The 26,302-nt window shown below is 63.9% G+C and carries 21 protein-coding genes; 8 read left to right on the top strand and 13 right to left on the bottom strand.

The window, feature by feature from the left end:
• Positions 1 to 3: 3 nt before the first annotated feature.
• Complete coding sequence (locus BI343_RS00880) at positions 4 to 1,281, bottom strand: O-acetylhomoserine aminocarboxypropyltransferase/cysteine synthase family protein (protein ID WP_071108284.1); 1,278 nt, start codon at positions 1,279 to 1,281, stop codon at positions 4 to 6.
• Positions 1,282 to 1,488: 207 nt separating this feature from the next.
• Here BI343_RS00880 and BI343_RS00875 point away from each other — a divergent pair, with 207 nt between their 5' ends.
• Positions 1,489 to 2,253 (top strand): SDR family oxidoreductase, encoded by a 765-nt coding sequence (locus tag BI343_RS00875; protein WP_071108283.1) that lies wholly within the window; start codon positions 1,489 to 1,491, stop codon positions 2,251 to 2,253.
• A gap of 7 nt (positions 2,254 to 2,260) precedes the next feature.
• Here BI343_RS00875 and BI343_RS00870 read toward each other — a convergent pair whose 3' ends face one another.
• Positions 2,261 to 3,682: an aminotransferase-like domain-containing protein gene (locus tag BI343_RS00870; protein ID WP_071108282.1), complete on the bottom strand. Its 1,422-nt coding sequence runs from the start codon at positions 3,680 to 3,682 to the stop codon at positions 2,261 to 2,263.
• A 202-nt stretch (positions 3,683 to 3,884) separates the two neighbouring features.
• On the opposite strand from BI343_RS00870, the gene BI343_RS00865 reads away from it, so the two are divergent.
• On the top strand, positions 3,885 to 4,508 hold the full coding sequence (locus BI343_RS00865; RefSeq protein ID WP_071108281.1) for a LysE family translocator: 624 nt from the start codon (positions 3,885 to 3,887) through the stop codon (positions 4,506 to 4,508).
• An 84-nt stretch (positions 4,509 to 4,592) separates the two neighbouring features.
• The gene (gene gltX / locus BI343_RS00860; RefSeq protein WP_211269366.1) at positions 4,593 to 5,981 is read left to right on the top strand and encodes a glutamate--tRNA ligase; all 1,389 of its coding nucleotides are present in this window, start codon (positions 4,593 to 4,595) and stop codon (positions 5,979 to 5,981) included.
• Positions 5,982 to 6,112: 131 nt separating this feature from the next.
• Here the strand turns inward: gltX and BI343_RS00855 are convergent, their stop codons facing one another.
• Genes BI343_RS00855 through BI343_RS00830 form a run of 6 tightly spaced genes read right to left on the bottom strand, consistent with a single transcriptional unit; the run spans position 6,113 to position 10,935 of the window.
• Positions 6,113 to 6,475: a roadblock/LC7 domain-containing protein gene (locus BI343_RS00855; protein ID WP_071108279.1), complete on the bottom strand. Its 363-nt coding sequence runs from the start codon at positions 6,473 to 6,475 to the stop codon at positions 6,113 to 6,115.
• Positions 6,476 to 6,489: 14 nt separating this feature from the next.
• The gene (locus BI343_RS00850) at positions 6,490 to 7,122 is read right to left on the bottom strand and encodes a hypothetical protein (protein WP_043622264.1); all 633 of its coding nucleotides are present in this window, start codon (positions 7,120 to 7,122) and stop codon (positions 6,490 to 6,492) included.
• Between the two features lies 1 nt (position 7,123).
• On the bottom strand, positions 7,124 to 7,666 hold the full coding sequence (locus BI343_RS00845) for a GTP-binding protein (RefSeq protein ID WP_071108278.1): 543 nt from the start codon (positions 7,664 to 7,666) through the stop codon (positions 7,124 to 7,126).
• 20 nt (positions 7,667 to 7,686) lie between these two features.
• Positions 7,687 to 8,754, bottom strand: coding sequence for a response regulator (locus tag BI343_RS00840; RefSeq protein WP_071108277.1), 1,068 nt, complete (start codon positions 8,752 to 8,754; stop codon positions 7,687 to 7,689).
• A complete protein-coding gene (locus BI343_RS00835) occupies positions 8,738 to 10,150 on the bottom strand; it encodes a type IV pilus assembly protein FimV (protein WP_071108276.1) in 1,413 nt (470 codons plus the stop codon). The genes BI343_RS00840 and BI343_RS00835 overlap by 17 nt, the downstream gene beginning before the upstream one ends.
• Positions 10,147 to 10,935, bottom strand: a complete 789-nt coding sequence (locus tag BI343_RS00830) for an oxygen-binding di-iron domain-containing protein (RefSeq protein ID WP_071108275.1) — start codon at positions 10,933 to 10,935, stop codon at positions 10,147 to 10,149. Before BI343_RS00830 ends, BI343_RS00835 begins: the two co-directional genes overlap by 4 nt.
• A 433-nt stretch (positions 10,936 to 11,368) precedes the next feature.
• Between BI343_RS00830 and BI343_RS00825 the strand changes: the two genes are divergently transcribed.
• Positions 11,369 to 11,794, top strand: a complete 426-nt coding sequence (locus tag BI343_RS00825; protein WP_043622279.1) for an acyl-CoA thioesterase — start codon at positions 11,369 to 11,371, stop codon at positions 11,792 to 11,794.
• A gap of 2 nt (positions 11,795 to 11,796) precedes the next feature.
• Here the strand turns inward: BI343_RS00825 and mnmC are convergent, their stop codons facing one another.
• Complete coding sequence (mnmC, locus tag BI343_RS00820) at positions 11,797 to 13,800, bottom strand: bifunctional tRNA (5-methylaminomethyl-2-thiouridine)(34)-methyltransferase MnmC2/FAD-dependent 5-carboxymethylaminomethyl-2-thiouridine(34) oxidoreductase MnmC1 (RefSeq protein WP_071108274.1); 2,004 nt, start codon at positions 13,798 to 13,800, stop codon at positions 11,797 to 11,799.
• Positions 13,801 to 14,133: 333 nt separating this feature from the next.
• On the opposite strand from mnmC, the gene BI343_RS00815 reads away from it, so the two are divergent.
• Positions 14,134 to 16,164, top strand: coding sequence for a methyl-accepting chemotaxis protein (locus BI343_RS00815; protein WP_169828965.1), 2,031 nt, complete (start codon positions 14,134 to 14,136; stop codon positions 16,162 to 16,164).
• A 399-nt stretch (positions 16,165 to 16,563) separates the two neighbouring features.
• Here the strand turns inward: BI343_RS00815 and BI343_RS19505 are convergent, their stop codons facing one another.
• Positions 16,564 to 16,767 (bottom strand): hypothetical protein, encoded by a 204-nt coding sequence (locus BI343_RS19505; RefSeq protein ID WP_139165600.1) that lies wholly within the window; start codon positions 16,765 to 16,767, stop codon positions 16,564 to 16,566.
• A 169-nt stretch (positions 16,768 to 16,936) separates the two neighbouring features.
• On the opposite strand from BI343_RS19505, the gene clpB reads away from it, so the two are divergent.
• Positions 16,937 to 19,516 carry an ATP-dependent chaperone ClpB gene (clpB, locus tag BI343_RS00810; protein WP_071108272.1) on the top strand — a complete coding sequence of 860 codons (2,580 nt, stop codon included), beginning with the start codon at positions 16,937 to 16,939 and terminating at the stop codon, positions 19,514 to 19,516.
• A gap of 70 nt (positions 19,517 to 19,586) precedes the next feature.
• Here the strand turns inward: clpB and astE are convergent, their stop codons facing one another.
• Positions 19,587 to 20,570, bottom strand: a complete 984-nt coding sequence (gene astE, locus BI343_RS00805) for a succinylglutamate desuccinylase (protein ID WP_071108271.1) — start codon at positions 20,568 to 20,570, stop codon at positions 19,587 to 19,589.
• Between the two features lie 472 nt (positions 20,571 to 21,042).
• Here astE and speA point away from each other — a divergent pair, with 472 nt between their 5' ends.
• Positions 21,043 to 22,923, top strand: coding sequence for an arginine decarboxylase (gene speA / locus BI343_RS00800; RefSeq protein ID WP_043628327.1), 1,881 nt, complete (start codon positions 21,043 to 21,045; stop codon positions 22,921 to 22,923).
• A 103-nt stretch (positions 22,924 to 23,026) separates the two neighbouring features.
• On the opposite strand, the gene BI343_RS00795 is transcribed toward speA, so the two are convergent.
• Both BI343_RS00795 and BI343_RS00790 read right to left on the bottom strand, forming a co-directional pair.
• Positions 23,027 to 23,548 carry a GNAT family N-acetyltransferase gene (locus BI343_RS00795; protein WP_071108270.1) on the bottom strand — a complete coding sequence of 174 codons (522 nt, stop codon included), beginning with the start codon at positions 23,546 to 23,548 and terminating at the stop codon, positions 23,027 to 23,029.
• 115 nt (positions 23,549 to 23,663) lie between these two features.
• On the bottom strand, positions 23,664 to 25,064 hold the full coding sequence (locus BI343_RS00790) for an L-serine ammonia-lyase (protein ID WP_071108269.1): 1,401 nt from the start codon (positions 25,062 to 25,064) through the stop codon (positions 23,664 to 23,666).
• Between the two features lie 519 nt (positions 25,065 to 25,583).
• Here BI343_RS00790 and aqpZ point away from each other — a divergent pair.
• A complete protein-coding gene (gene aqpZ, locus BI343_RS00785) occupies positions 25,584 to 26,273 on the top strand; it encodes an aquaporin Z (protein ID WP_071108268.1) in 690 nt (229 codons plus the stop codon).
• The last annotated feature ends 29 nt before the right edge of the window (positions 26,274 to 26,302 follow it).

Below are 26,302 nucleotides of genomic sequence, written 5' to 3'. Positions count from 1 at the left end.
ATTTCAAAGCGCGGCGGCTCTCAGCGCTTGGCCGATGTCCGCCAGGATGTCGTCGATATGCTCGATGCCGATGGACAGCCGCACCAGCTCCGGCCGCACGCCGGCCCGCAATTGCTCCTCCGGCGACAGCTGGCGGTGGGTGGTGGTGGCCGGGTGGCAGGCCAGCGATTTGGCGTCGCCGATATTCACCAGCCGCGTCACCAGCTGCAGCGCGTCGATGAAGCGGCCGCCGGCCTCCGCGCCGCCCCGGATGCCGAAGGACAGGATGCCGGAGGCGCGTCCGCCCAGGTAGCGGTCTACCAGCGGCTTGCTCGGGCTGTTTGGCAGGCCGGCGTACTCCACCCACTCCACCGCCGCGTTTTCCTGCAGGAAGGTGGCCACTTTCAGCGCGTTTTCGGTAATGCGGTCCATGCGCAAGGCCAGCGTTTCGATGCCTTGCAGGATCAGGAAGGCGTTGAACGGCGAGATCGCCGCGCCGGTATTGCGCAGCGGCACCACGCGGGCGCGGGCGATGTAGGCTGCCGGCCCCAGCGCCTCCACGTAATTGACGCCGTGGTAGCTGACGTCGGGGGTATTGAGGCGGACAAAGCGCTGGGCGTGCTGGCCCCACGGGAACTTGCCCGAATCGACGATGATGCCGCCTATGCTGTTGCCGTGGCCGCCCAGGTATTTGGTCAGGCTGTGCACAACGATGTCCGCGCAGTGTTCGAACGGCCGGCACAGATACGGCGAGGGCACCGTGTTGTCGACGATCAGCGGCAGGCCGTGGCGGTGCGCCTCGGCGGCGAAAGCGGCGAAGTCCACCACATTGCCCAGCGGATTGCCGATGGATTCGCAAAACACCGCCTTGGTGCGCGCGTCCACCAGGCTGGCGATGGCGGCCGGGTCCTGGTAATCGACGAAGCGCACCTCGATGCCGAACTGCGGGAAGGTATGGGCGAACAGATTGTAGGTGCCGCCATACAGCGTGCGGGTGGCGATGATGTTGTCGCCGGCTTCGGCGATGGTCTGGATGGCGTAGGCGATGGCCGCCATGCCCGATGCCACCGCCAGCGCGCCGATGCCGCCTTCCAGCGCCGCCACTCGCTTTTCCAGCACGTCGGTGGTGGGGTTCATGATGCGGGTGTAGATATTGCCCTGCACTTTGAGGTCGAACAGGTCTGCCCCATGCTGGGTGCTGTCGAAAGCGTAGCTGGTAGTCTGGTACAAGGGGACCGCCACTGCCTTGGTGGTGGGGTCCGGGCTGTATCCGGCGTGCACGGCTAGGGTTTCCAGTTTCATCGGGCGCTCCTCCGCTTAATCAATATCAATGGCGATACGCTCGAACTTATCCGCAAAGTATTTCAAACGCAAAGAAATAAAAAGCGGGTTCCATATCGCATTTTTTAATATGGGAAATGGAGCTATCCGGGTTGGCAAGAATCGGGTCGCCGCCATTGCCGTCCTCTGCCACTTTGCCGGTGTGGTTCACTCAATTAGGAGCAGAGCATGGAAGCATTGGCGGGCAAGGTTGCCCTGGTGACGGGCGCAAGCTCCGGCATAGGCCGCGAGACGGCCAAATTATTTGCGCAAAACGGCGCAGCCCTGGTTTTGGTGGCGCGACGGCGGCAGGCGCTGGATGCGCTGTTGAACGAATTGTCCGCCAGCGGCGCGCGCGCCGTGGCGCTGGCCGGCGACGTGGCCGACGAGGCATGCGCGCAAGAAGCCGTCCGTCTGGCTGTGGCGAGCTTTGGCGGGCTGGATGTCGCCGTCAATAACGCCGGCGCGCTGGGAGAGGCCGTGCCGACGCCGGAGCTATCTTTGACGCAGTGGCGAAACACGCTGGACATCAATCTGACCGGCGCGTTTCTAGGGGCGAAGCATCAACTGCCGGCGATGCTGCGGCGCGGCGGCGGTTCAATGATCTTTACATCCAGTTTCGTCGGCTATCGCGTAGGGCTGCCGAATATGGCGGCGTACGCGGCCAGCAAGGCCGGTTTGATCGGCTTGACCCAGGCGCTGGCCGGCGAGTTCGGCGGCCGGGGCATCCGGGTGAACGCCTTGCTGCCGGGCGGGACCGATACTCCCATGGGGCGCGAAGCGGCCAGCAGCCCCGAGGCCAGGGCCTGGGTGGAAGGCTTGCATGCGCTGAAGCGGCTGGCGCGGCCGGAGGAGATCGCGCAGTCGGCGCTGTACTTGGCCTCGGATGCCTCCAGCTTCACCACCGGCACGGCCTTGTTAGTGGATGGCGGGGTGTCGATCAGCCGCAGTTGAGGCCGCGTCAGCCGGCTAGTTCTCCGGCCAATTCGCCCACCCGCGCCAGCGCCCGTTGGTAGGCCTCGTTCCACGGATAGCAGCAGGACAGGCGCAGGCAGTTGCGGTAGCGGCCCTTGGCCGAATACATCGCACCCGGCACTACGGTGATGCGTTCGGCCAGCGCCTCGCGGAACAGCTGCATGGTGTCGGCGTGGCTGGGCAGCTCCACCCACAGCAGGCAGCCGCCGGAGGGCAGGGTGGCGCGGGTACCGGCCGGGAAGTGCAGAGCCACCGCGCCGCGCAGCTTTTCCATCTGGCTGATGAAGTGGCGGCGGATCAGCCGCAAGTGGTGGTCGTAGCCGCCGCTTTCCAGATATTCGGCCAGGGTTTCCTCCAGCAGCGCCGGCTGGCCCAGGCTGCTGGAGAATTTCAGCCGCCGCACCTCGCTGAGGAAGCGGCCGGGCGCGATCCAGCCGATGCGGAAGCCCGGCGCCAGCGTTTTGCTGTAGCTTGCGCACAAGAGTATCCAGCCGTCGCGGTCGTAGGCCTTGACCGCGTCTGGCGTGGCGGCGCCGTAATACAAGTCGGCGTGCGGCACGTCCTCGATCAGCGGCACCTGGTAGTCATTGACCAGCTGCGCCAGCCGCTGCTTGGCTTCCGGCGGCATGGTGCTGCCCAGCGGGTTGTGCACTGTGGGCATGGCGACGATGGCATTCAGCCGCTTTTCCGACAGCAGCAGCTCCAGCGCGTCCAACGCCAGCCCGCTGGTGGGGTGGGTGGGAATTTCGATCACCGCCAGGCCCAGGTCCTTCAACATGGGCAGCAGGGCGAAGTAGGTGGGCGACTCCACGCCCACCGTGTCGCCGGGCTTGCAGGTGGCGCGCAATGCCAGCTGCAGCGCCTCGGTGCAGCCATTGCTGATCACCAGATCATCGGCGGCCAGCACGCAGCCCCAGCTGACCGCGCGCTGGGCGATCTGGCGCCGCAGCCGTTCAGAGCCGGGCGGGAACGGGTAGTCGGTGGTCAGCTCCGGGTGCTGGCGCAGCAGGCGGCCCATGATGTGTTTGAAGCGGGTGGTGGGGTAGAAGTCGCTGCCGCGCGGGCTGGCCAGCGACAGGTCGATGAAGTCGGCCTGGTTCTGCGCGCCCATCACCGCCTCGATCTGATCCACCACCTCGCCGGTGTGGTGGGCGGCGCTCTGGCGGCGCATGCGCGGCAGCGGCAGGCTGGCGGCCGATTTGACGTAGAAGCCGGACTGCGGCCGCGCCTCGATCAGGCCGCGATCCTCCAGCGTGCGGTAGGTCTGCAGGATGGTGGACGGGCTGACCTTGTGCATGGCGCAAGCCTTGCGCACCGAAGGCAACCGCTCGCCTGGCCTTACCGTGCCGTTCTGGATCAGCGTGATCCACTCGTTGACCAGCTGCTGATATAGCGGCTCTTGGCTCATGTTTGCTCCCCTGCCAATCCAAACAGTACAGTTTCGAACGAAATTGACCATAACAGTTTTGCAACTGTGAAACTGTTATGGTCTCAATTCTATTTTTCTGAATCTGTATTTGTCCAGCCGCAAGGCATATGATGGCGGCCTTGAGTCGGGGGACTGCCCCGAGGATGCCGGCGCCTTGCCGGACGCGGTTTCAGGAGTCGTCATGAATCTGGTTGCGCTTGTCACTTATCTGCTGGTGATGTCCATCACCCCTGGCCCCAATAATCTGGTGCTGGCCTCGTCCGGCGTGAATTTCGGTTTTTCCCGCACGCTGCCGTCGCTGCTGGGCATGACGCTGGGCCTGTCGCTGCAGATCGGCATCCTCACGGTGTTTCTGGGCGAGGTGATGGCGACCATGGCGTCGCTGCAGCTGTACCTGGCGCTTGCCGGCTGCGGCTATCTCTTGTGGCTGTCCTGGGGCATGGCGCGCTCCGGCAGCGCCAAGCACGTGGAAGCCGGCGCCCGGCCCATGGGCTTCTGGGGCGGCATGCTGTTCAACTGGCTGAACCCTAAGGTCTGGCTGATGGGCTTCAATATGGTGATGGTGTTCCTGCCGGCGCAGATGAATCCCTGGCGCGCCGCCGCGCTGTTTGTGCTGATCACCTTCCTCACCAGCCTGCCGTGCATCGCGGTGTGGGCCGGTTCCGGCGTGGCCATTCGCCGCTTTCTGGATTCTCCGGGCCGTCTGCGCCTGTTCAACTGCGCCATGGCCGCGCTCTTGGCGTTGACGGCCTTGTGGCTGCTATCGGAAATGCTGCCGGCCAAGCCGTTGCCCAACATGATCTGACGTCGAAAAAGCCCGCCTGTTTGCGGGCTTTTTTGTTGGCGGCGTACAATAGCCGTCTTTCAGTGTTTTCGTAGAGTCCAACCCATCATGATCCGTACCCGCTTCGCTCCCAGTCCCACCGGTTACCTGCACATCGGCGGCGTCCGCACTGCGCTGTTCTCCTGGGCTTTTGCCCGCAAGAATAAGGGCGTATTCGTGCTGCGCATCGAAGACACCGACCTGGAGCGCTCCACGCCGGAATCGGTCAAGGCCATTCTGGACGGCATGCACTGGGTGGGTTTGGACTACGACGAGGGCCCGTTCTATCAGACGCACCGTTTCGACCGCTACAAGGAAGTGATCCAACAGTTGCTGGCCTCCGGCCATGCCTACCATTGCTATTGCAGCAAGGAAGAGCTGGAAACGATGCGAGCCGAGCAAGAGGCGCGCGGCGAGAAGCCGCGCTACGACCGCCGCTGGCGTCCGGAAGCCGGCAAGACCCTGCCGGCGATTCCGGAGGGCGTGCAGCCGGTGGTGCGCTTCAAGACGCCGCTCTCCGGCGTGGTGGCCTGGGACGACGCGGTCAAAGGGCGCATCGAAATCTCCAATGAAGAGCTGGACGACCTGATCATCGCCCGTCCGGACGGCAGCCCCACCTACAACTTCTGCGTGGTGGTGGACGACTGGGACATGCAGATCACCCACGTGATCCGCGGCGACGACCACGTCAACAACACCCCGCGCCAGATCAACATCCTGAAGGCGCTGAACGCGCCGCTGCCGGTGTACGGCCACCTGCCGATGATCCTGAATGAAGATGGCCAGAAGATGTCCAAGCGCCGCGACGCGGTCAGCGTGGTGGACTACGCCGACAAGGGCATCCTGCCGGAAGCGCTGCTGAACTATCTGGCGCGCCTGGGCTGGGGCCACGGCGACGACGAATTCTTCACCATGGAGCAGTTTGTCGAATGGTTCACGCTGGAGGCGGTGAGCCCGTCTGCCAGCCGTTTCAACCATGAAAAATTCATGTGGCTGAACGCCCAGCACATCAAGGCCGCCGACAACGCTCGCCTGGCGGAGCTGATCGCCCCGCGTCTGGCCGCCGCCGGCATCGAAGCGGCGAATGGCCCGGCGCTGACCGATGTGATCGCGCTGGTGAAGGATCGCGTGCAGGATCTGAACGCCTTGGCCGTGGAGGCTGATTACTTCTACCAGAAGCGCCAGCCGGCCGCCGCAGATGTGGAGAAGCATCTGGCCGGCGACGCCGTGGCGCGCATGGGCCGCTTCGCCGACCGTCTGGCCGCGCTGGAAGCCTGGACCGCCGAATCCATCCATGAGCTGTTCAAGCCCTTCTGCGCCGACGAAGGCATCAAGATGGGCCAACTGGGCATGCCGCTGCGCGTGCTGGTGTGCGGCACCACGCAGACGCCGTCGGTGGACGCCGTATTGGCCTTGATCGGCAAGGAAGAAGTGCTGCGCCGCATCCGCGGCTGAACTGGCCTGTCAGCCGGCTAAACCAACAGCCCCGCCATGAGCGGGGCTGTTTGCTGTCGGGGCGATTCGGGGCGCGCCGAATGGCGATGGCTTGCTTCGGTTCTCACGCGCGCGGGAGATGGCAAGCGGCCTCACAGGATTTCGGCGATGGCGCGGGCGGCGCGCTTGGCGTCCAGGAAAATCAGCCCGAGTTTGGCCTCCTTGCGCGCGATCACCGCCAGCACCGCGTCGCGGCTGGCATGGCTCATCAGGATGTAGCCGTTGTCGCCCTTGACCATGACCTGCTCCAGCTCGCCGCGCGACAGCTCGCGCGCGGTGCGTTCGCCCAGCGACAGCATGGCGGCCGCCATTGCGCCGACGCGATCTTCGTCCACGTCCTGCGGCAAGAGCACCGCCATGGTCAGGCCGTCGGCTGAGATGATGGCCGAGGCTTCGATGTCGGCGGAGGCGCCGTTCAGGTCTTTCAGGATGGATTTGAGCATTTGTTCGCGCATGGTGTTCTCCGGGGCTAGGCGTAGCGGCGGGCCAGCAGCTCCACCAGCGTGACGAAATGCTGGTCTTGCAGGCGCGGCATGCCGCCGATGATCAGGACAAACGATTGCTGGCCGATGTACAGCGGGTAGAAGGCTAGCTCGCTGGCGCCGGCCGGATTGGCCACCGCCCAGGCGGAGCTGCCCAGGTTCAGATGCTGTTGCAGCAGCAGGGCGTGGCGGCGGCCCAGGCTGATGATGTCGCCGGCGAGCGCGGCCACTTCCTCGGCCGTTTCGTGATGGAAGCCGGCTGCGGCGTAATACAGGCCGTTGTCGTCGGCCAGCAGGGCGCGGCCGCTGTCGGACAGCGCGGTCAGCACCGGCGGCAGCTGGCTTTCCAGATTGCTGCTCAGCGAGGGGCGCGGCGTTTCCGTGCCGTGGACGAAGTCCAGCCGCTGCAGCCGGTACAGCGTATCCAGCGCGGCTTCGCCATCGCCGTCGCACCATTCGGCCAGCAGTTCTTCCGTCAGCGGCACGCTGTGGCCCAGGCGCAAAATCTGCGACAGCAGGCGGCGGGCGAGGGTCTTCTCCTGGCTGGCCACCGCGAAATACGCGCCGGCGGGGGTGGCCATCGGGTAGAGCCGGTCTTTCAGTTTCAAAGTGCCGTCCATCTCACGCCTCCAGGCCCGGGTCCAGCGAATACAGCAGCGCCAGCACCAGTTGCTTGACGTCCTCGCGGCGGCGGCAATCCACCTCGAATACTGGCGGCCGCATGCCGAAGCGGGCCAGCAGCAGCGCGTAGGATTCGACGTCCGGCTCGCGCTTGAGGTCGGTCTTGCTGATGCCTATCACCAGGGGTGCCTGGCGCAGCAGCGACTGAAACGCCTTCAGGAAAAATTGCAGATCCTTGACCGGATTGGGGCGGGTGTTGTCCAGCAGCAGCACCAGGCCGATGCCGCCGCGGCTGACGATCTCCCACATGAAATCGAAGCGCTCCTGGCCAGGCGTGCCGTACAGGTGGACCTTGCAGTCCTGGTCCAGCCGCAATAGGCCGTAATCCAGGGCGACGGTGGTTTCCTCCTTGCGTTGCAGCGTCATGTCGGAAGCCGCCGCGTCGGTGCGCACCGGCTCGATGTCGCTGATTGAGGCGATGGCGGTGGTTTTGCCGGCGCCGACCGGTCCGGCGAAGATGATCTTGTTGTCTGGGCTTGGCATGGCGGAAGAGTCCTGATGGCTTACAGGCCGGTAATCTTGCGCAGCAGCCGGGACAGCAGGCTCCGGCGCGAGGCGTCGGGCGCGGCCTCCGGCTGCGGAGGCTGGCCGCGCACGGGCGGGGAGGCGATGACGCCCAGCTTCCCTTCTTGTGGGATGTCCAGCGCGCCTATGCTGTGGGCCGCCGCGAGGAAGTTGAACAGATCGGCCGGGGCGATGCGCAGCATGCGCGCGATGACGCGCAGGTTGACCGTGGCGCGGCACAGCAGCGCGCTGACGCGCAGCGCGTCTGGAATCGGCGCCAGGCGGGTCAGGTTGGGCCAGTGGCGCAGGCGCAGCGGGGTGTCGGCCTGGATCTGGCGCATCAGGCGGCCGCGCGCGCTCCAGATCGCCAGTTGCCACAGTAGCGGCTTCAGCGGGCAAGCCGGGGCCTCGGCGGGCAGCGGGGCGCGGGTCAGCGGTGTCGGCTGGATGGCCGCGGCGCCGATCTGGCAAATCTCGCGCAGCCGCGCTGCGCCGCATAGCGGCCGCGCCTCGTTGCGGCTGCCCAGGATGGCGACGATCGGTTCGCCATCGGCCAGGATCAGCGCGTCCTGATGCTGGCGCTGCAGCAGGCAGGCTTGGCCCAACAGTCCGCTAGCGGGGTCAAAGCGTTCGATCACCGCTGGCCGTGCGGGCCGGGCGCTTGGCTTGGGCGGCGGCGCGGTGGGCGGCGACCAGGCCGTGTCCGCAACGGGTTTTTCCTGTAGCTCGCGCAGCAGCGGGAAGAGCTGTTCGACGCGCAAGGGTTTTTTCAGGATGGCGGCCGGGGCGCGCTGCGGCGGGATGGCGGAAACGATGGCGGCCGGCAGCTTGGGATGCGCCTGGCGAAAGCGCTGCCACAGCGGCCAGCCTTCGCCGTCGATGTCCACAAGGGCGAGATCGGGCTGGGCGTCCGCGGCGTCGACGGCCAGCCGGTAACCGAGCCCGGCATGCATGCGAAAGGCGAGCCGCAGCAGCGCCAGTTTGCGCTCGTCCATGCCGGCGGTCAGCACGGTCACCGGCGCGGATGCGGGACGGAGCAGGCGGCGGGCGTCAAGCGGCAAGTCCACGATGCCGCCGCTCCTGCATGGCCTGGACAAAGGCGCTCAAGGTCAAAGTGATTTCGCCGGGCGGTTGCCGGCCATCGTCTTTCAGGCGGCGCAGCAGCCAGGTGAAGCGCGGCAGATCGTCCAGCCGTTCGTACAGCTGCAGCAGCGGCGGGTATAGCGCCGCATCGTCGGGGCGGCACAGGATGGCCTGCTCCAGCACGCGCGTCGCTTGATCCACTTGGCCGTAGTCGAGATAGCGCTCGGCTTCGCGCAGCGGGTCCGGGCTGTCGTCGCCGCCTTGCGCGGCGCGCCGCTCCACCAGCCGCAGGCAAGGTTTGGATGGGGGCGCGCTCAATGGGCTGTAGCCCGCCTGGCGGCCGATTCTTTCCAGTTCGGGGCGGTCGGGATCGGCTGCCAGTTGTTTCAGCACCGGGTGGCTGCCGATGATCAAGCCGGCATGCACCAACTGTTGCTTCAGCCTGGCGCCGTAAGGCCCCAGCGCCAAGTGGAATTGCCACAGCGTCCGGCAATAGCCGTCCAGGTCGCGTTGCTGGTAGTGAACATACAAGACGTCCAGCCGGTGCGACAGCGAGCCGGGACGCAGCCGCAGAATGGTTTCCAGCACCGGCAGAGCGTGGCGGAAGTCCTGGCTGGACAGCAGGATGCGCGCCTGGCGTTCGGTCGGCAGCAGGCTGGAGACGATGTCGCGCTCCATGGCGTCTAGCGCTGCCAGCGGCCGGCATCCGTCCACCAGCGCCACTGGCGTCAGCGGCGAGCCCTGGCCGCTTGGAGCCGCTTCAGGTTCCGGTTCCGGCACAGCCAGGGTTTGCAGCGTGATTTCTTCTATGCCGTCGCCCAGCGCCGAGGCGATGTCCGCCATGCCGAGGCCGAGGCGCTGCTCTGCCAGCAGCCGCAGCTCAAGATTGTTGAAGTCGCGGCGCAGCCCCTGCAGCACGGCATCCTCCAGTTGCGCCCTGTCCAGCAAGGCCTGGTCGTGCAGACTGCGTAGCGTTTCGGCGTAGTCGTGGATGTGGCCCAGTTGCAGGTACAGTTCGGCCAGGCGCTGCAAGTGTCGCCTGGAATGTCCCGCATAGTGTTCGACATAGCCGCGCAAGGCCTGGGCGGCGTTCTCCAGCTGGCCGAACTGCATGAACACTTCCACCTCGGTCAGCGCATCGACGGCGCCCACTTCGTAGTCCGGCGCGTTCTCCGTCTTGGCCAGGGGAGTCGGTTCGGACATGTCGGCGTGGGGCTGGGCGGCATGCGTCGTCTGCACGGCGGCGTTTGCCGGCGTGATGCGGCGCAGACGAGGCAGCGACATCAATATGACGGCGATCGCGCCGGCCAGCGCCGCCAGGGCCAGCCAGCCGCTCTGGGCAGGGGCGAGTGCCAGACCGGTCCAGTCAGTGGCGTTCATATCAGCGGCTCATGTTTTTGCCGCAGCGCGTAGTCGTCGCTGCTGAGTAGGTCGGTGCCGCACTCCAGCCGTTCGAACCAGTCTAAAAAGCGTTTGACCATGTCCTTGCCTTGGTAGGAGCCGCCGTGCTGCGGCACCAGCCATTCGATGTCGAGCTGGCGCACCATCTCCACCCACAGCCGGCAAGCCTTGTTATTGCTCATGTAGCGGCGGTGGAAGCCTTCCATGTGGCTCTCGCGCAGGTGGCGCTCGAAGTCCTGCACCGGCAAGCCGGCCTCGCGGCCGTCCATCAGCGAGGCGCCGATGTCGCCGGAAAACAGGATTTTACTGAGCGGGTCGTAAATCTGGAAAAAACCCACGGTGTGCAGGTAGTGAGCCGGCACGATGCGTAGTTCGCAGCCGCCCAGGTTCAGCAGCATGCCTTGCGGCGGAATGGCGATCAGCCGTCCCTCGGTGACGCCGCGCACGCAGAAGTGCGGCAGGAAGCGCACCCACTCTTCGGCGATGATGATCTTGGCGTCGGTGATCAGCAGCCAGCCGTTGGCGGAGGCGACAATGTCCGGATCCTGGTGCGAAGCGAAGATGTAGCGGGTATGGGACGGCAGGAAATATTCCGCCATTTCCGCCAGCAGATGCTTGTAGGTGAGATTGCCGCCGGGATCGAGCAGGATGCCCTCTCCCTGATCGATGATGGCGAATTGATTGGCCTGGATGCCGTCGCCCTGCACCAGTTCAGTGAAGGCGACGCACTTGTGGTTTCCGTCGTCGTAAAGCACCTGCGCCATGATGACCTCTGCCAGCGTAACGGGGTTTCTCGCCTGGGGCGAGTGTGACGTTGGGATATTAGGCGGTCTCGGCTGGGGCGGGCTTGATTGAAATCAATATGTCATAAACGGCGCGGGGTAAAAAAAAGAGCCCCATGTGGGGCTCTGAATTGCACCTTCGCTCAGGTGATCGAACCGCGAGCCGCATTCGGCAGGCCATTCGATCGCGTCCGGCTCGCTGGCTCCATGGAGTTGGCGAACTGACGAAGCCATTATCCTGACCTGCGGGGTGAGGGAGTAGCGTGATTGTTGATGGCTTATGTGACGGCATGTAATGAAAAAGGCATTTTTCTTAACACTTTAGAAAACAATTTGCGTGGACTGTTCTGGTTCGCCGCCGGCAGTCATTTTACGTTTATGATGTCGCTTTGCATGACAAGCAGGAGAGGCCGCTTTGACTACGCAGTTTCCGGTGATAGACCGTCGCGTCATCAGCATGCGCTGGGGCGACATGGATGCGGTGGGGCATTTGAACAATACCTATTATTTCCGCTACCTGGAGCAGGTGCGCATCGAGTGGCTGCAATCGTTTGGCTATGGCATAGAGCCGGATGCGATCGGCCCGGTTTTGGCCAGCACCAGCTGCACTTTCCGCAAGCAGCTGACCTATCCGGCCACGCTGGAGATCACCATTGAGCTGGAAAAGCTGGGGCGCAGCAGCCTGAAGCTGCGCCACCATTTCTACCGGCAGGATGATCCCGGCACGGTATACGCCAGCGCCGAGGTCATGCTGGTGTGGGTGGACTACAAAGCCGAAAAATCCGTGCCGATCCCGGACCCGATCCGCGAGGCCATCCTGCAGGCCGCGCCGCAAGCCTGAACTCAGCTTTCATCCAGCGCGAGCTTGCGGCGGATCAAGTCCCGCAGCAGGAAGCGGCTGGGGTGCGCGGCCTGCATCAGGTCCGCCGGCAGCGGCGCCGGTTCGTCTTCCAGCAGCGCGGCCAGGATTTCGCCGGATAGCGGCGCGGTGATCATGCCGCGCGAGCCATGGGCGGCGTTGAGGTATAGCCCAGCGGTCCATGGGCAATCGGCTTCCGGCTGCAGCGTGGCGTCGCGCGCCAGTTCGCGGTAAGCGCGCACAAAATCGCTTTGGGTGACGACGGGGCCGATCAGCGGCAGGTAGTCCGGGCTGGTGCAGCGGAAGGCAGCGCGGCCGGCGATGGCTTGGGGAGGCTGGCCCAGCGCGGCATGCAAGGCCGGCGCCAGCTCGGCCAACATCGCCAGGTTCTCCGCGTGCTCCTCTTCGCGCACCGTCAGGTCATCCGTATCGAACTTGAATGTCGCGCCCAGGCAGTGGCGGCCTTGGCGCGCCGGGGAGATATAGCCTTCGCCGCACAGCACGGTGCGCAGGGCGGCGCTGCTCTCGGTGGCCGCTACCTCGCTGACCTGGCCGCGTATCTTCTTCAAGGGCAGATGGCTGGTGGGGTCGAACTGGGCGGTTTCCGACGCGGCGGCCAGCACCACGACAGAGGCCGCCGCCAGCGGGCCCTGCTCATCGCTGACGGTCCAGCAAGACGCCGCGGGATTGTGGCTCAGCTCCAGCGCGCTGCGGCCGGTGCGGTGCGTGATATTGGGATGCGTCGCCAACTGACGCGCCAGCGCCGGTGGGTGCACCCAGCCGCCCTGCGGGAAGAACAATCCGCCGCTGGGCAAGGGCATGCCCGCCAGTTCGCTTGCTTCGGCTTGATCCAGCTGGCGCATGATCTCAAGCGGCAGGCCCAGCGCGGACAGCGCCTGCTGTTTTTCCGATTCTTTGGCGTCGTAAGCCAATTGCAGCACGCCACAGGCTGCCCAGTCTTTGCCATCCCTGGGCAACTGCGCGGCCAGGGTGCGCAGGCTGTAGGCGTAGCCGGACAGCACCAGTTGCGTCAGCGGCGTCATGTGCGGCGACAGTTTGGTGTACAGCACGCCTTGCGGATTGCCGGAGGCGGCCCCGGCCAGTCGCGGCAGCCGCTCGATCACGGTGACCTGCCAGCCGCGCACGGCCAGGCTGTGCGCCGTGGCCGCGCCGGCGATGCCGCCGCCGATGACAATCGCGCTGCGCTCGCGCCAGCGTTGCGGCGGCCGCGCATACCAAGGGGGGCGCCAGCCCGCGGTCGGCGGCTGGGCGATCCAGCCATGGCTGATGTGGCGTTTGCGACCGTGGCCAGGGGCTTTTTTCACCTCGAACCCGGCTTCCGCCAAGCCGCGACGCACTACGCCGGCGCTGGTGAAGGTGGCGAAACTGGCGCCGGGCGCGGATAGCCGCGCCATCTGCCGGAACAGCTCCGGTTGCCACATGTCCGGGTTCTTGGCGGGGGCGAAACCGTCCAGAAACCAGGCGTCGATGCGGGCGTCCAGCCTGGGCAGCGCGTCCAGCACGTCTCCCACCATCAGCGTCAGCGTGACGCGGCCATCGGCCAGCAGGAAACGGTGCCAGCCCGGCGTCAGCGTGTCGTACTGCGCCAGCAGCTGCGCGGACCAGGGGGCCAGCTCTGGCCATAGCGCCAGCGCCTGGGACAGATCCCGCCGCGTCAGCGGATACTTCTCCGCGCTGACGAAATGCAGCCTGGCATCGGCCGGCGCCAAGGCCTCGAATTGCTGCCAGGCGCAAAGAAAATTCAAGCCCGTGCCGAAGCCGGTTTCGGCGATGACGAAGCGCCCATGCGGCGGCAGCGCGGCGAAGCGTTCTTCCAGCTGGTTGTGCTTCAAAAAGACATGGCGGGTTTCCTCCAGGCCGGAATCGCGCGAGAAATACACGTCGCCGAAGGCGATGGAGAATGGTTGGCCGTCATGCCAGTCCAGTTGGGCAGGCGCTGTCGCGCCATGGGGAAGTGAGCTTGTCATCTGCGGTGATGCCGCCTGGCGGAGGCGGGCGAAGGTGGATCCGGGACCGGATTGTCGCATGGCTCATACACCGCGGCCAGCCTGAAGAGGCTGGTTTGCGCACGGCACGCCTGTTCCGTCATCAATATGTCATGATGCGATGTCGTCTATCGCCGCTGGGGCGATTTTTGTCTCATCCGCGCCATTCAAGACGGGAACGCATGTAATAAGATGAACAAACGACGGGCCGCAGCAGCGGCGCGTCCATACAAGGAATTGCCAGCCCCGGCGACCGGCGCGGCGTACCGCATGACCCGCGGCCAAAACGGCGGCTGGCGGATCGGGGGAGTGAGTATGAAGCGAGCGATGAGCATTGGCGGCCGCCTGGTGCTGACCCAGACGCTGCTGATGGTGGTGGTGGCCTGCGCCATCATGTACCCCTTGTATCTGTTCAGTCAGAAGATGTTGCTGGAGCGCACCCAGAAAGTGCAGAGCCAGTTGCTGGCGCAATCATTGAACATGGTGGACGGCTTCAATGAATCCTTGAAAATATCGACACGCCAATTCGAGAAGGTGTTCCTGGCGGAATTTCCCAGCGGCTTCAGTCTGAAGCCGACGCAGAAGGTAACGGTGGCCGGGGTGGCGACGCCGACCTTACAGATGGGCAATACGGTGATCAATGGCAATAACCAGATGGTCGATCACTTCTCCACCGTCAGCGGCAATGTCGCGTCCATCTTCGTGCGCGACGGCGACGACTTTGTGCGCATCGCCACCACCTTGCTGATGGAGAACGGCAACCGCGCCATGGGCAGCAAGCTGGACCCGGCCAGCGCGGCCTATGCAAACCTGAAGTCCGGCGACGGCTATATTGGCTTGGCCAGTCTGTACGGCAAGGATTACGTCACCAGCTACAGCCCGATCAAGGACAGCGAGGGCAAGGTGATCGGCGCCACTTTCGTCGGCGTGGGGGCGACGGAAGGCATCGCCAGCCTTTTGGTGAGGCTGGGCAAGGTCAAGCTCGAAGAGAGCGGCCACATCGATGTGATCGACATCAATCCCGCGTCTCCCAACTACGGCCGCTATCTATTGCATCCCAAGCTGAACGGGCGCGCCATCGACAAGTCCGTGGACGCGGTTGGCCAGCCTTATCTGCGCGATGTCTTGAAGGCAGGCAGCGGCAATTTTTCCGTGCGCCTGCCGACCGAAACCGGCAGCGCGGCGCATATGCTGTCTTACGCCACTTTCGGTCCATGGAACTGGCTGCTGGTCAGCGACGAAAGCGAGTCCGAGCTGCAGCGCGAAAACCGCATGTTGACGATCTGGCTGGCGGCCGGCTGCGGCATTCTGCTGCTGGTGCTGGCTTTGGGCTCGTGGCTGGTGACGCGGGTGCTGGTGACGCGACCGGTGCGCAGGCTGGTGACGGAGGTCGCCGCCATTCAGGACAACCACGATCTGCAGCACCGCCTGCCGATGGCGCGGCGCGACGAGGTCGGCGAGGTGGCCGACGCGTTGAACGGCCTGCTCGACAGTTTTCAGCAGGCTTTGAATCGCACCGGCCAGCACGCCGAGAACCTGGACCATGCGGCGCGCGACTTGTCGCAGAAGGCCAGCGCGGCGGCGGCCTCGTCCGGCGAGCAGCGCAGCAGCGCCCAACAGATGGCGCAGCATGCCGACCTGCTGATCGCCGGCGTGCAGCAGATCGAAGAAGTGGCGGCGCAGGCAAGCGAGGTGGCGCAAGCGTCCAGCGAAGCGGCGCAAAACGGCAGCGCCAGCCTGGTGGCGGCGGTGGACGAGGTCAATCGCATTTCCGCCACGCTGGACAATGCCGCCGACAGCCTGCAGGCCCTGGAAAACAATGCCCGCCAGATCAGCGACATCGTCAATGTGATTCACGACATCGCCGACCAGACAAATCTGCTGGCCTTGAATGCGGCGATCGAAGCCGCGCGCGCAGGCGAGATGGGGCGCGGCTTTGCCGTGGTGGCGGACGAGGTGAGGAAACTGGCGGAGCGCACCAGCCAGTCCACCCGCCAGATCAGCGAGATGATCAGCGCCATGCAGCAGGCCACGATGCAGGCGGTGCAGGCGATGCGGCAGTCGGTCAGCTGCGCGTCGGAAGGCGCGTCCATCACCGCCAGCGCGCGCCAGGCCATGGCCTCCATCGTCGCCGACGCCGAGCGTTCGATGGCCGTGGTCGCCGCCATCAATCAGGAGTTGGCCACTCAGCGGCAAACCGTGGCGAGCATAGCCGAACAGATCGCCCAAGTGGCGCAACTGGCTGAAGCCAACAACGAGGCGGCAGAACGTTCAGCCGATACGGCCGGGGAGATGACGCAGCTGGCGGATTCGCTGAAGCGGGAGGTGAGGGTTTTTCGGACATAAAGCAAGCCAAGGAGGGGATTGCCATCCTTGGCTGATTTTAATGGATGAGGAAAAACTTTTTTGTCATTGGATTTTTATAATGATTGGTCTTGTGTGCCGCTTAGCTGGGGAAAATCAAAAGGTCCAGCGTAGATTGAAGGTGGTAACCGCTGTTTTGGCATGGTGGTTTCCTGCTGAAACTTTCGGCAGATAGCCAACCTCAAGAGCCACTGCGCGGGTGCCTATGCTCAATATGGGCAAGGCTGCCAAGCCATGTCGGCCAGACCCGTCCAAATAGCCTGCCTGTAGGCCAAGGCCTGCCACAATCGGGCCTGCAATTTGCCATTCCTTCCGCCAGCCTATGGAGCCAAAATAGGCAGTTTCTCTGAATGAGTCGCGGTAGCTGCCCGCACGCGCAAATCAGCGGCCCTGGTCGTCATCTCCTGAAAACTTCCATTCCAGGCCAGCTCCAGGATTGCTTTCATTTAAATGGCAAGTTGAGCATCCGTGATGGTCTGAGGCGCCAAACAACAACAAGGAGAAATCATTGATCGTAACGTCAGCACATGCATTCTGTGCGCAAAGCAACAGAGTCGCCGATGCTAATAGAGCATGCTTCATCATGATTGGTTTTCCCTGTGCTAGATAAGTGACGATGGCTACTTCTTTGTGGTTTCTTAATGCGATTATTCTTTTTTGAGATTAGTCAATGCTTTCAGTTTGGCAAGGCTTGAAAAGCCCTGCGCTCTCCCCAAAATGAAATCTATCGATTTTGACTGCAGGAGCCTCAACCATGCGATTCGACAAGCTGACCACCAAGTTCCAACAGGCGCTCGGGGATGCCCAGAGCCTCGCCGTAGCCAACGACAACCCTTTCATCGAGCCGCAGCATCTGCTGTTGGCCATGCTGGATGACGCCGAGGCTGGCGTCGGCGGCCTGCTGGCGCGCGCTGGCGTCAACGTGCCGGCGCTGAAAGCCAGCCTGAAGCAGGCATTCGAGCGCCTGCCGCGGGTGCAGGGCAACGGCGGCGAGATCACCGTTTCGCGCGATCTGGCCAACCTGCTCAATGTCACCGACAAGATCGCGATGAAGCTGGGCGACGAGTTCATCGCCAGCGAGCTGTTCCTGTCCGCGCTGTCCCAGGACAAGGGCGAGACCGGCCGCTTGCTGAAAGAGCACGGCGGCAGCCACGCCTCCATCCAGGCGGCGATAGACGCAGTGCGCGGCGGCGAGAACGTCAGCAGCGCCGACGCCGAGGGCCAGCGCGAGGCCTTGAAGAAATACACCATGGACCTGACTGAGCGCGCCCGCCAGGGCAAGCTTGATCCGGTGATCGGCCGCGACGATGAAATCCGCCGCGCCATCCAGGTGCTGCAGCGCCGCACCAAGAACAACCCGGTGCTGATCGGCGAGCCGGGCGTGGGCAAGACCGCCATCGTGGAGGGCCTGGCGCAACGCATCGTCAACGGCGAGGTGCCGGAGAGCCTGAAGAACAAGCGCCTGTTGGTGCTGGACCTGGCGGCGCTGATCGCCGGCGCCAAGTACCGCGGCGAGTTCGAGGAGCGGCTGAAGGCCGTGCTCAACGACCTGGCCAAGGACGACGGCCAGACGCTGATCTTCATCGACGAAATCCACACCCTGGTGGGCGCCGGCAAGGCCGATGGCGCGATGGATGCCGGCAATATGCTCAAGCCGGCCCTGGCGCGCGGCGAGCTGCACTGCATCGGCGCCACCACGCTGGACGAATACCGCAAGTACATCGAGAAGGATGCCGCGCTGGAGCGCCGTTTCCAGAAGGTGCTGGTGGGCGAGCCGTCGGTGGAGGACACCATCGCCATCCTGCGCGGCCTGCAGGAAAAGTATGAGATCCACCACGGCGTGGACATCACCGACCCGGCCATCGTTGCCGCCGCGGAGTTGAGCCAGCGCTACATCACCGACCGCTTCCTGCCGGACAAGGCCATCGACCTGATCGACGAGGCCGCCAGCCGCATCAAGATGGAGCTGGATTCCAAGCCGGAGGCGATGGACAAGCTCGATCGTCGGCTGATCCAGCTTAAGATCGAGCGCGAGGCGGTCAACAAGGAAAGCGACGAGGCCAGCCAGAAGCGGCTGAAGCTGATCGAGGACGAGATCGCCGAGCTGTCGCGCGAGTACGCGGACCTGGAGGAGATCTGGAAGGCGGAAAAGGCCGCGCAACAGGGCACACAGAGCATCAAGGAAGAAATCGACCACCTGAAGGTGGACATGGAAGACCTCAAGCGCAAGGGCGACTGGCAGAAGCTGGCCGAGCTGCAGTATGGCAAGCTGCCGCAGCTGGAGGCGCGCCTGAAGGAGGCCGAGGCCGCCGGCGACCAGGGCGAGACCAAACCCAACCGCCTGCTGCGCACCCAAGTGGGCGCGGAGGAGATCGCCGAGGTGATCAGCCGCGCCACCGGCATCCCGGTGTCCAAGATGCTGACCGGCGAGCGCGAAAAGCTGCTGAAGATGGAAGACGTGCTGCACCAGCGCGTGGTAGGGCAGGACGAGGCGGTGACGGCTGTGGCCGACGCCATCCGCCGCTCGCGTTCCGGCCTGGCCGATCCCAACAAGCCGTATGGCTCCTTCCTGTTTCTGGGGCCGACCGGCGTGGGCAAGACCGAGCTGTGCAAGACGCTGGCCAGCTTCCTGTTCGACAGTGAGGAACACCTGATTCGCATCGACATGTCAGAGTACATGGAGAAGCACTCGGTCGCGCGCTTGATCGGCGCGCCGCCGGGCTACGTCGGTTACGAGGAGGGCGGTTACCTGACCGAGCAGGTGCGCCGCAAACCGTATAGCGTGATCCTGCTGGACGAGGTGGAAAAAGCGCATCCGGACGTGTTCAACGTGCTGTTGCAGGTGCTGGACGACGGCAGGCTGACCGACGGCCAGGGCCGCACTGTCGACTTCAAGAACACGGTGATCGTGATGACGTCCAATATCGGCAGCCAGCAGATCCAGGCCATGGCCACCGACGATTACCAGGTGATCAAGCTTGCCGTGATGGCGGAGGTGAAAACGCAGTTCCGGCCGGAATTCATCAATCGCATCGACGAGGTGGTGGTGTTCCATGGCCTGGACGAGAAGCATATCCAGTCCATCGCCCGCATCCAGCTGAAGGGTCTGGAGGCGCGCTTGGCCAAGCTCGACTTGAATCTGCAGATCAGCGATGAAGCCCTGGCGCTGTTGTCTGAGGCTGGCTTCGACCCGGTTTACGGCGCGCGTCCGTTGAGGCGCGCTATCCAGTCGGAGCTGGAAAACCCGCTGGCCAAGGCCATGCTTGCAGGCAAGTATCCGCCTAAGTCCACGGTGCTGGTGGGCGCGCGCAACGAACAGCTGGTGTTCGATTGAGCCTGATGGCGTGGATTGAGTGAGAAAACCGCCTGCGATGTCTGTCGCAGGCGGTTTTGTTTTATCGGCATCAGTCCAGCGCGGCCGGTTCCACCACGATGCCGGCGCGCAAGCCCGGTTTGACTGTCGGGTTGGGGAACAGGATACGCTCCGCGCCGCCGGCGGCGACGTAGCGCGTGTCGCCATCGTCGGCAATCAGCATGCCGTCCGGCAGTTCGGTGAAGTTTTCCACGCTATCGGCCAGATGCAGGCAGAAAGACTCGCTGTGCTTGACCAGATCGTACTTGGCGCGGAATAGCGGCAGGCTTGGCGCGTCCAGCGGCGCGATGGAGGCGTCGGGCGTGGATAGCAGTTTGCGCAAGGCTTGGTCTATGCCGGCAAAGCGCGCCAGATCGTTTTGGCCGAACGGCCTAGCCTTGCCCAGTTCCAGCGTGAAGGCGTCCGCCGCGCAGTGGCGGCTGGTGAAGTAGCTGAAGGTATTGGCCGGCTGGCTATGCAGCAGCACCGCTTCGATGCCGCATTGCTGCAGCCAGGCAAGCTGCTCGCGGCTGTGGCTGCGCTCGTGCAGATAGGGATAGATGGCGAACTTCTCGAACACCGAACCGCGGATGGCGGTGTGCAGGTCATAGTGCAGCCTGCGCTTGCGCGCTGCATGGAAGAAGCCGGCGGCCAAAGTCTCCAGTTGCGCCGCCCGTTGCGACTCGGCCAGCTCCGGCTGCGCGCTGTGCGCGCCGTTGAACAGGCGGTTCATGTCGTACTGGCTGTAGCGCGCGCCGTCGCGGATCGCCTGCGGATTGGCGAATATCACCAGCAGCCTGCAATTCAGGGCAAGCCGGCCGGCTGCCAGATCGCAGAGTATGCCGTCCACCACCTCGATCGGCGCGGTTTCATTGCCATGCACGCCGCAGGACAGCAACACCGAATCGGTGTCGTCCGGCGCGCCGTCCAGCTGCACGCAGCCGGGGGCGAGCCAGCGCGCGCAAAGGCCATTGGGCAAGTTCCAGCTGGGATGGGTGGGATCGGCGGCGAGGGCGTGCTGCAAGAAGCGGCTCATGGTGCGTGTGCTGTGCGGAGGATGGATGGTTTCCCGATTGTAAGCGCGATGCCATTGGCGCGTCATGCCGCGGGCTGGCGCGAGGGGCGGCAAGGTGTTGCGAATTTGATGAAAAACTGTGTGGGAAGCGGAAAATGTTGGCGGTGAAACTTTCTGCTGAAAAATGCCGGATGTCATCGCTGGGCGGGGGGTGAGCCTGCAATCCTTTGTTTTGTCAGCATGGATTTTTTTCCGGGCAAACCCTCATGGCCGCAGGGTTGAGCGCTGAGCGCGGGCCGCGGCGCGGCCGCGAGATTTTTTTTACTTGTCAATCAGCCTGATGTTGCTACAATCCGCGCTCGTTTGCGCTGTGCAACAACTACAATTCACTCTGTTTCGCTCCGACATCCTAGGCCCACATAAAAGCTGTAGAGCCCGAAAGCCGTGCACTAAGGAGCGGGGTTATCCATCATAAGTTCTGAGAGGAAAACTCATGGCTTGGTCTGTGGCTGATAGCCGGAGCCTGTATGGCATCCGGCATTGGGGGGCTGGTTATTTCGATGTCGGGGACAACGGCAATATCGTCGTGAGTCCCAATGCGCGCCAGCACAAGGAAATTGATCTGTACCGGCTGGTGCATGATCTGGGCGCCAAGGGCCTGGACCTGCCGCTGTTGGTCCGCTTCCCGGACATCCTGCAGGATCGCGTCGCCCGCCTGTGCGGCGCTTTCGACAAGGCGATTTCGGAGCAGGGCTATGGCAACCGTTATACCGCCATCTATCCGATCAAGGTCAACCAGCAAGAGGCGGTGGTCAAGAGCATCATCGCCACGCCGGACGTCTCCATCGGCCTGGAAGCCGGCTCCAAGCCGGAACTGATGGCCGTGCTGGCGTTGGCGCCCAAGGGCTGCACCATCGTCTGCAATGGCTACAAAGACCGCGAGTTCATCCGCCTGGCGCTGATCGGCGAACGCCTGGGCCATCAGGTTTTCATCGTCATTGAAAAAGAATCGGAAGTCGATCTGGTGATCGAGGAGTCGCGCAAGCTGGGCATCAAGCCCAATATCGGCCTGCGCGTGCGTCTGTCGTCCCTGGCGTCCAGCAAGTGGTCCGACACCGGCGGCGAGAAGGGCAAGTTCGGTCTGTCGGCCGGCCAGCTGATTTCCGCCACCGACAAGCTGGCCGCCGCGGGCCTGTCCGATTGCGTGCGCCTGATGCATTTCCACATGGGTTCGCAAATCGCCAATATCGGCGATTACCGCATCGGCTTCCGCGAAGCCATCCGCTATTTCGCCGAACTGCGCGCGCTGGGCATGCCGGTGGACCATGTGGACGTGGGCGGCGGCCTGGGCGTCGATTACGACGGCACCCATTCGCGCAACGACAGCTCGATCAACTACGACATGGACGAATACGCCCGCGTGATCGTTTCCATGCTGGCCGAGTTCTGCGACGAGAACGGCATTCCGCATCCGCGCATCCTGTCTGAATCCGGCCGCGCCATGACCGCGCACCATGCCGTGCTGTTGATGAACGTGACCGACGTCGAGCGCCTGCCTGACGCGGTGGACCCGATCGACAACGTCGATGAGCTGTCCCGCCCGCTGCGCAAGCTGGTCGGCTTGGCCAGCCTCAATGACGAAGAACTGGTCACCGAAATCTACTACCGCGCCAGCCACTATGTATCCGAAGTGAGCGAAATGTATGCCGAAGGCCGTCTGTCGCTGAAGGAAAAAGCGCTGGCCGAGGATGTGCATGCCGCGCTGTGCCGCCGCCTGCACAATCAGCTGCAGGCCAGCCAGCGTTCGCAGCGCCAAGTGTATGACGAGCTGACGGATCGCCTGGCCGACAAGTACTTCTGCAACTTCTCGGTATTTCAGAGCCTGCCGGACACCTGGGCCATCGATCAGGTGCTGCCCATCATGCCGCTGCATCGCCTGGCCGAGCAGCCAACCCGTCGTGCGGTGCTGCAGGATCTGACCTGCGATTCCGACGGCAAGCTGAAGCAGTATGTCGATCAGCAGAGCATCGAGTCCAGCATGTCGGTGCATGAGGTGAAGCAGGGCGATGAATATCTGATCGCGGTGTTCCTGGTGGGGGCCTATCAGGAAATCCTGGGCGACATGCACAATCTGTTCGGCGATACCGATTCGGTGAACGTATACGTCCGCGCGGGCGGCGAGCTGGAGATTTCCGGCATCGAAGAGCACGACACCATCGAGGACATGCTGCGCTACGTGCACCTGTCGCCGGAAGATCTGTTGAACCGCTACGAAGCCAAAACGCGCGAGTGCGATCTGAGCGCCGAAGAGCGCAGCCAGTTCTTCGCCGAGTTCTGCCGCGGTTTGAAGCAGTCGTCCTACCTGTCGGTTTGATCTGAAAAATCAGGGTAAAAAACAAAGCCGGGCATTAGCCCGGCTTTTTTCATGTCTGGCTTGGACGCCGCGGACAAGGCCAATCGGCGTCGTTTGGGCGCGCCTATTTCTCTTCGGCAGGAACGAAGTACAGGCTTGGCCCTTCTATGCCGGGCAGCTCCAGCAGGCGGTCGTAGCGCAGGCCAAGCTTCTCCAGCACGCGGATCGATCCCTGATTGTGCGGCGCGGTGATGCCGACGACAACGCCGATGTTCAGGACCTTGCGCGCGTGGTCGAGGCAGGCCGCGCCGGCTTCGCAGGCATAGCCGCGGCCCCAGTGGCGTTCGAGGAAGGCGTAGCCGATGTCCGGGTGCGGCAGGCAATCGCGTTTGACCAGGCCGCAGATGCCGACCGGCGTGGCGCCGTCTGACAACTCCACCAGCAGCAGACCGTGGCCATGCTGTTGATAGCTGGCTTGCGGGCCTTTCGCAATGTATTGGCGGGCGCCGTCCAGATCGCGCACATCCTTGTCGCCGATGTTGGCGATAAAGGCCGGTTCGTTCAGCAGCTCCAGGATGAACGCGGCGTCCTGTTCCTGAAGCGGACGCAGGTGGAGGCGGGGCGTTTCGATATCAAGTGCGTGCACGGAGTATTCTTGCGTATAGGTTCGGGTTCAGTGTGCCAGCTTGCCGGCACGGACGCCAGCGCGAAAAAACGGCCATGGCGGAGTGCCATGGCCGCATTTTCTCAGGCGGTGCGGATCAGCATTCCACGATGTTGACCGGCACCTCAATCACATTGATCGCCAGGCCGCCGCGGGCGGTTTCCTTGTATTTGGTGCTCATGTCCATGCCGGTGTCGCGCATGGTCTTGATCACGCGGTCCAGCGACACGAAATGCTGGCCGTCGCCGCGCAGCGCCATGCGCACCGCGTTGATGGCTTTGACCGACGCCATGGCGTTGCGCTCGATGCACGGCACTTGCACCAGGCCGCCGACCGGGTCGCAGGTCAGGCCCAGGTTGTGCTCCATGCCGATCTCGGCCGCGTTTTCCACTTGTTCCGGCGTGCCGCCCATCACTTCGCACAAGGCGCCTGCCGCCATCGAGCAGGCCGAGCCCACCTCGCCCTGACAGCCCACCTCGGCGCCGGAGATCGACGCGTTCAGCTTGAACAGGATGCCGATGGCGCCGGCGGTCAGCAGGAAGCGGACGATGCCGTCATCGTTGGCGCCCGGCGCGAAGCGGGCGTAGTAATGCATCACGGCCGGGATGATGCCGGCCGCGCCGTTGGTGGGCGCGGTGACCACGCGGCCGCCGGCGGCGTTTTCTTCATTGACCGCCAGCGCGTACAGATTGACCCAGTCCATCACCGTCAGCGGGTCGCGCATGGCTGCTTCCGGAGCAGCGAGCAGCTTGCGGTGCATGTCGGCGGCGCGGCGCTTCACCTTCATGCCGCCCGGCAGAATGCCGTCGCGTTCGCAGCCGCGCTTGACGCAGGCCTGCATCACGTTCCAGATGTTCAACAACCCGGCGCGCACTTCTTCTTCGCTGCGCCAGGCCAGCTCGTTTTCCAGCATGATCTGGCTGATGCTCTTGCCGTGGCGCTGGCACAGCGCCAACAGCTCGGCCGCGCTCTTGAACGGGTGCTTCAATTCGGTGACGCCGGGCGGGACGAAGCCGGCGTCGATCGCTGCCTCGTCGACCACGAAACCGCCGCCGACCGAGTAGTAGGCGCGCTTGGACAGGCTTTCGCCGGCGGCGTCGAAGGCTTCGAAGATCATGCCGTTGGGGTGGTAGGGCAGGGTTTTCTTCTTATGCAGCACCAGATGCTCGCCTTCGACGAAATCGATCTCGCGCTTGCCCAGCAGCTTCAGTTTGCGCTGTTCGCGGATGGCGGCCAGCATGCCGTCCACCGCATCGGTATCGACCAGATCCGGCTGCTCGCCTTGCAGGCCCAGCAGCACCGCCACATCCGTGCCGTGGCCTTTGCCGGTGGCGCCCAGCGAGCCGAACATCTCGGCGTTGACGCGGACGGTGGCGTCCAGCAAGCCGTCCTTCTCCAGGCGGCTGATGAATTGGCGGGCTGCGCGCATCGGGCCAACGGTATGGGAGCTGGACGGGCCGATGCCGATTTTGAACAGGTCGAAAACACTGATTGCCATGGTAATGCTTCTCTAAGGGAAAGTCCCGGATCGGGTCCGGGTTGTTGTCGGGCGCCGTGAGGCGTCGCTTAATATGTATTGTAATGGTTGCTGAGACGGGCGCAGTAGGCAATGGGTCCAGCTTTATCGTCGGCAGATTAACCTAGAGCGCCATCCAGTGCCACCCTGCCAAGAGTATGGTCTTATTTGGAATATGTCTTTGTTTTTTTAGGCGCTTGGAGCGGCACTTTGCTGAGGGCCGGCGCACATCGGCATGGGTGCCAAGTCCGGCTTTGAAATGGCCAAAGCTCGCGCCCTTAGCCGCGCATCGGGTTACGGCTTAAGCCAGTGCCGTGCGGAAATGGCTTTGAACAGGTTCTTGCCAAGCGGGGGGGCAAGATGTTGGTCCGCTTGCGGCTTGGCGGCGAGCAGGAATGCTGTTTCATTTGCTATGGTTAAACGACTATTGTTCAGGCATTCAACGCGCATTGGGCTGACGCGCATTGGCCTGTTCTGTTCGAAACCTGAAGAGGGACGGCGATGAAATCCTATGCGGCGGAGTTTCTGGGTACTTTCTGGCTGGTGCTGGGAGGATGCGGCAGCGCGGTGCTGGCGGCGGCGTTTCCCAATGTGGGCATTGGCTTTGCTGGAGTGGCGCTGGCTTTTGGCCTGACGGTGGTGACCATGGCTTACGCGATCGGCCACATTTCCGGCTGTCATTTGAATCCGGCGGTGTCCATCGGCTTGTGGGCGGGAGGTCGTTTCCCCCCTAAGCAACTGGGGCCGTACATCGTGGCGCAGGTGTTGGGGGCGATTGCGGCGGCGGCCGTGCTGTATGTGATCGCCAGCGGCGCGGCCGGTTTCGATGTGGCCAAGGGCTTCGCGTCCAACGGCTACGCCGAGCATTCGCCGGGCGGCTATTCGCTGCCGGCGGCCTTGGTGTGCGAAGTGGTGATGACCATGTTTTTCCTCTTGGTCATCATGGGCGCCACCGACAAGCGCGCGCCGGCGGGTTTCGCGCCGCTGGCGATAGGGCTGGCGCTGACGCTGATCCATTTGATCAGCATTCCGGTTACCAATACTTCGGTCAATCCGGCTCGCAGCACCGGAGTGGCTTTGTTCGTCGGCGATTGGGCGGTGCGGCAGCTGTGGCTGTTCTGGCTGGCGCCTATCTTAGGCGCGGTGTTGGGGGCGCGGGTGTATCGTTGGATTGCCGGCGAACCGGAGTAAGTTGTTCATCCGCCCGGAAGGGCGGCAAG

The sequence above is a fragment of the Chromobacterium amazonense genome (assembly GCF_001855565.1).
GTDB lineage: Bacteria > Pseudomonadota > Gammaproteobacteria > Burkholderiales > Chromobacteriaceae > Chromobacterium > Chromobacterium amazonense.
This window is presented reverse-complemented; position numbering and strand designations above follow the sequence as displayed.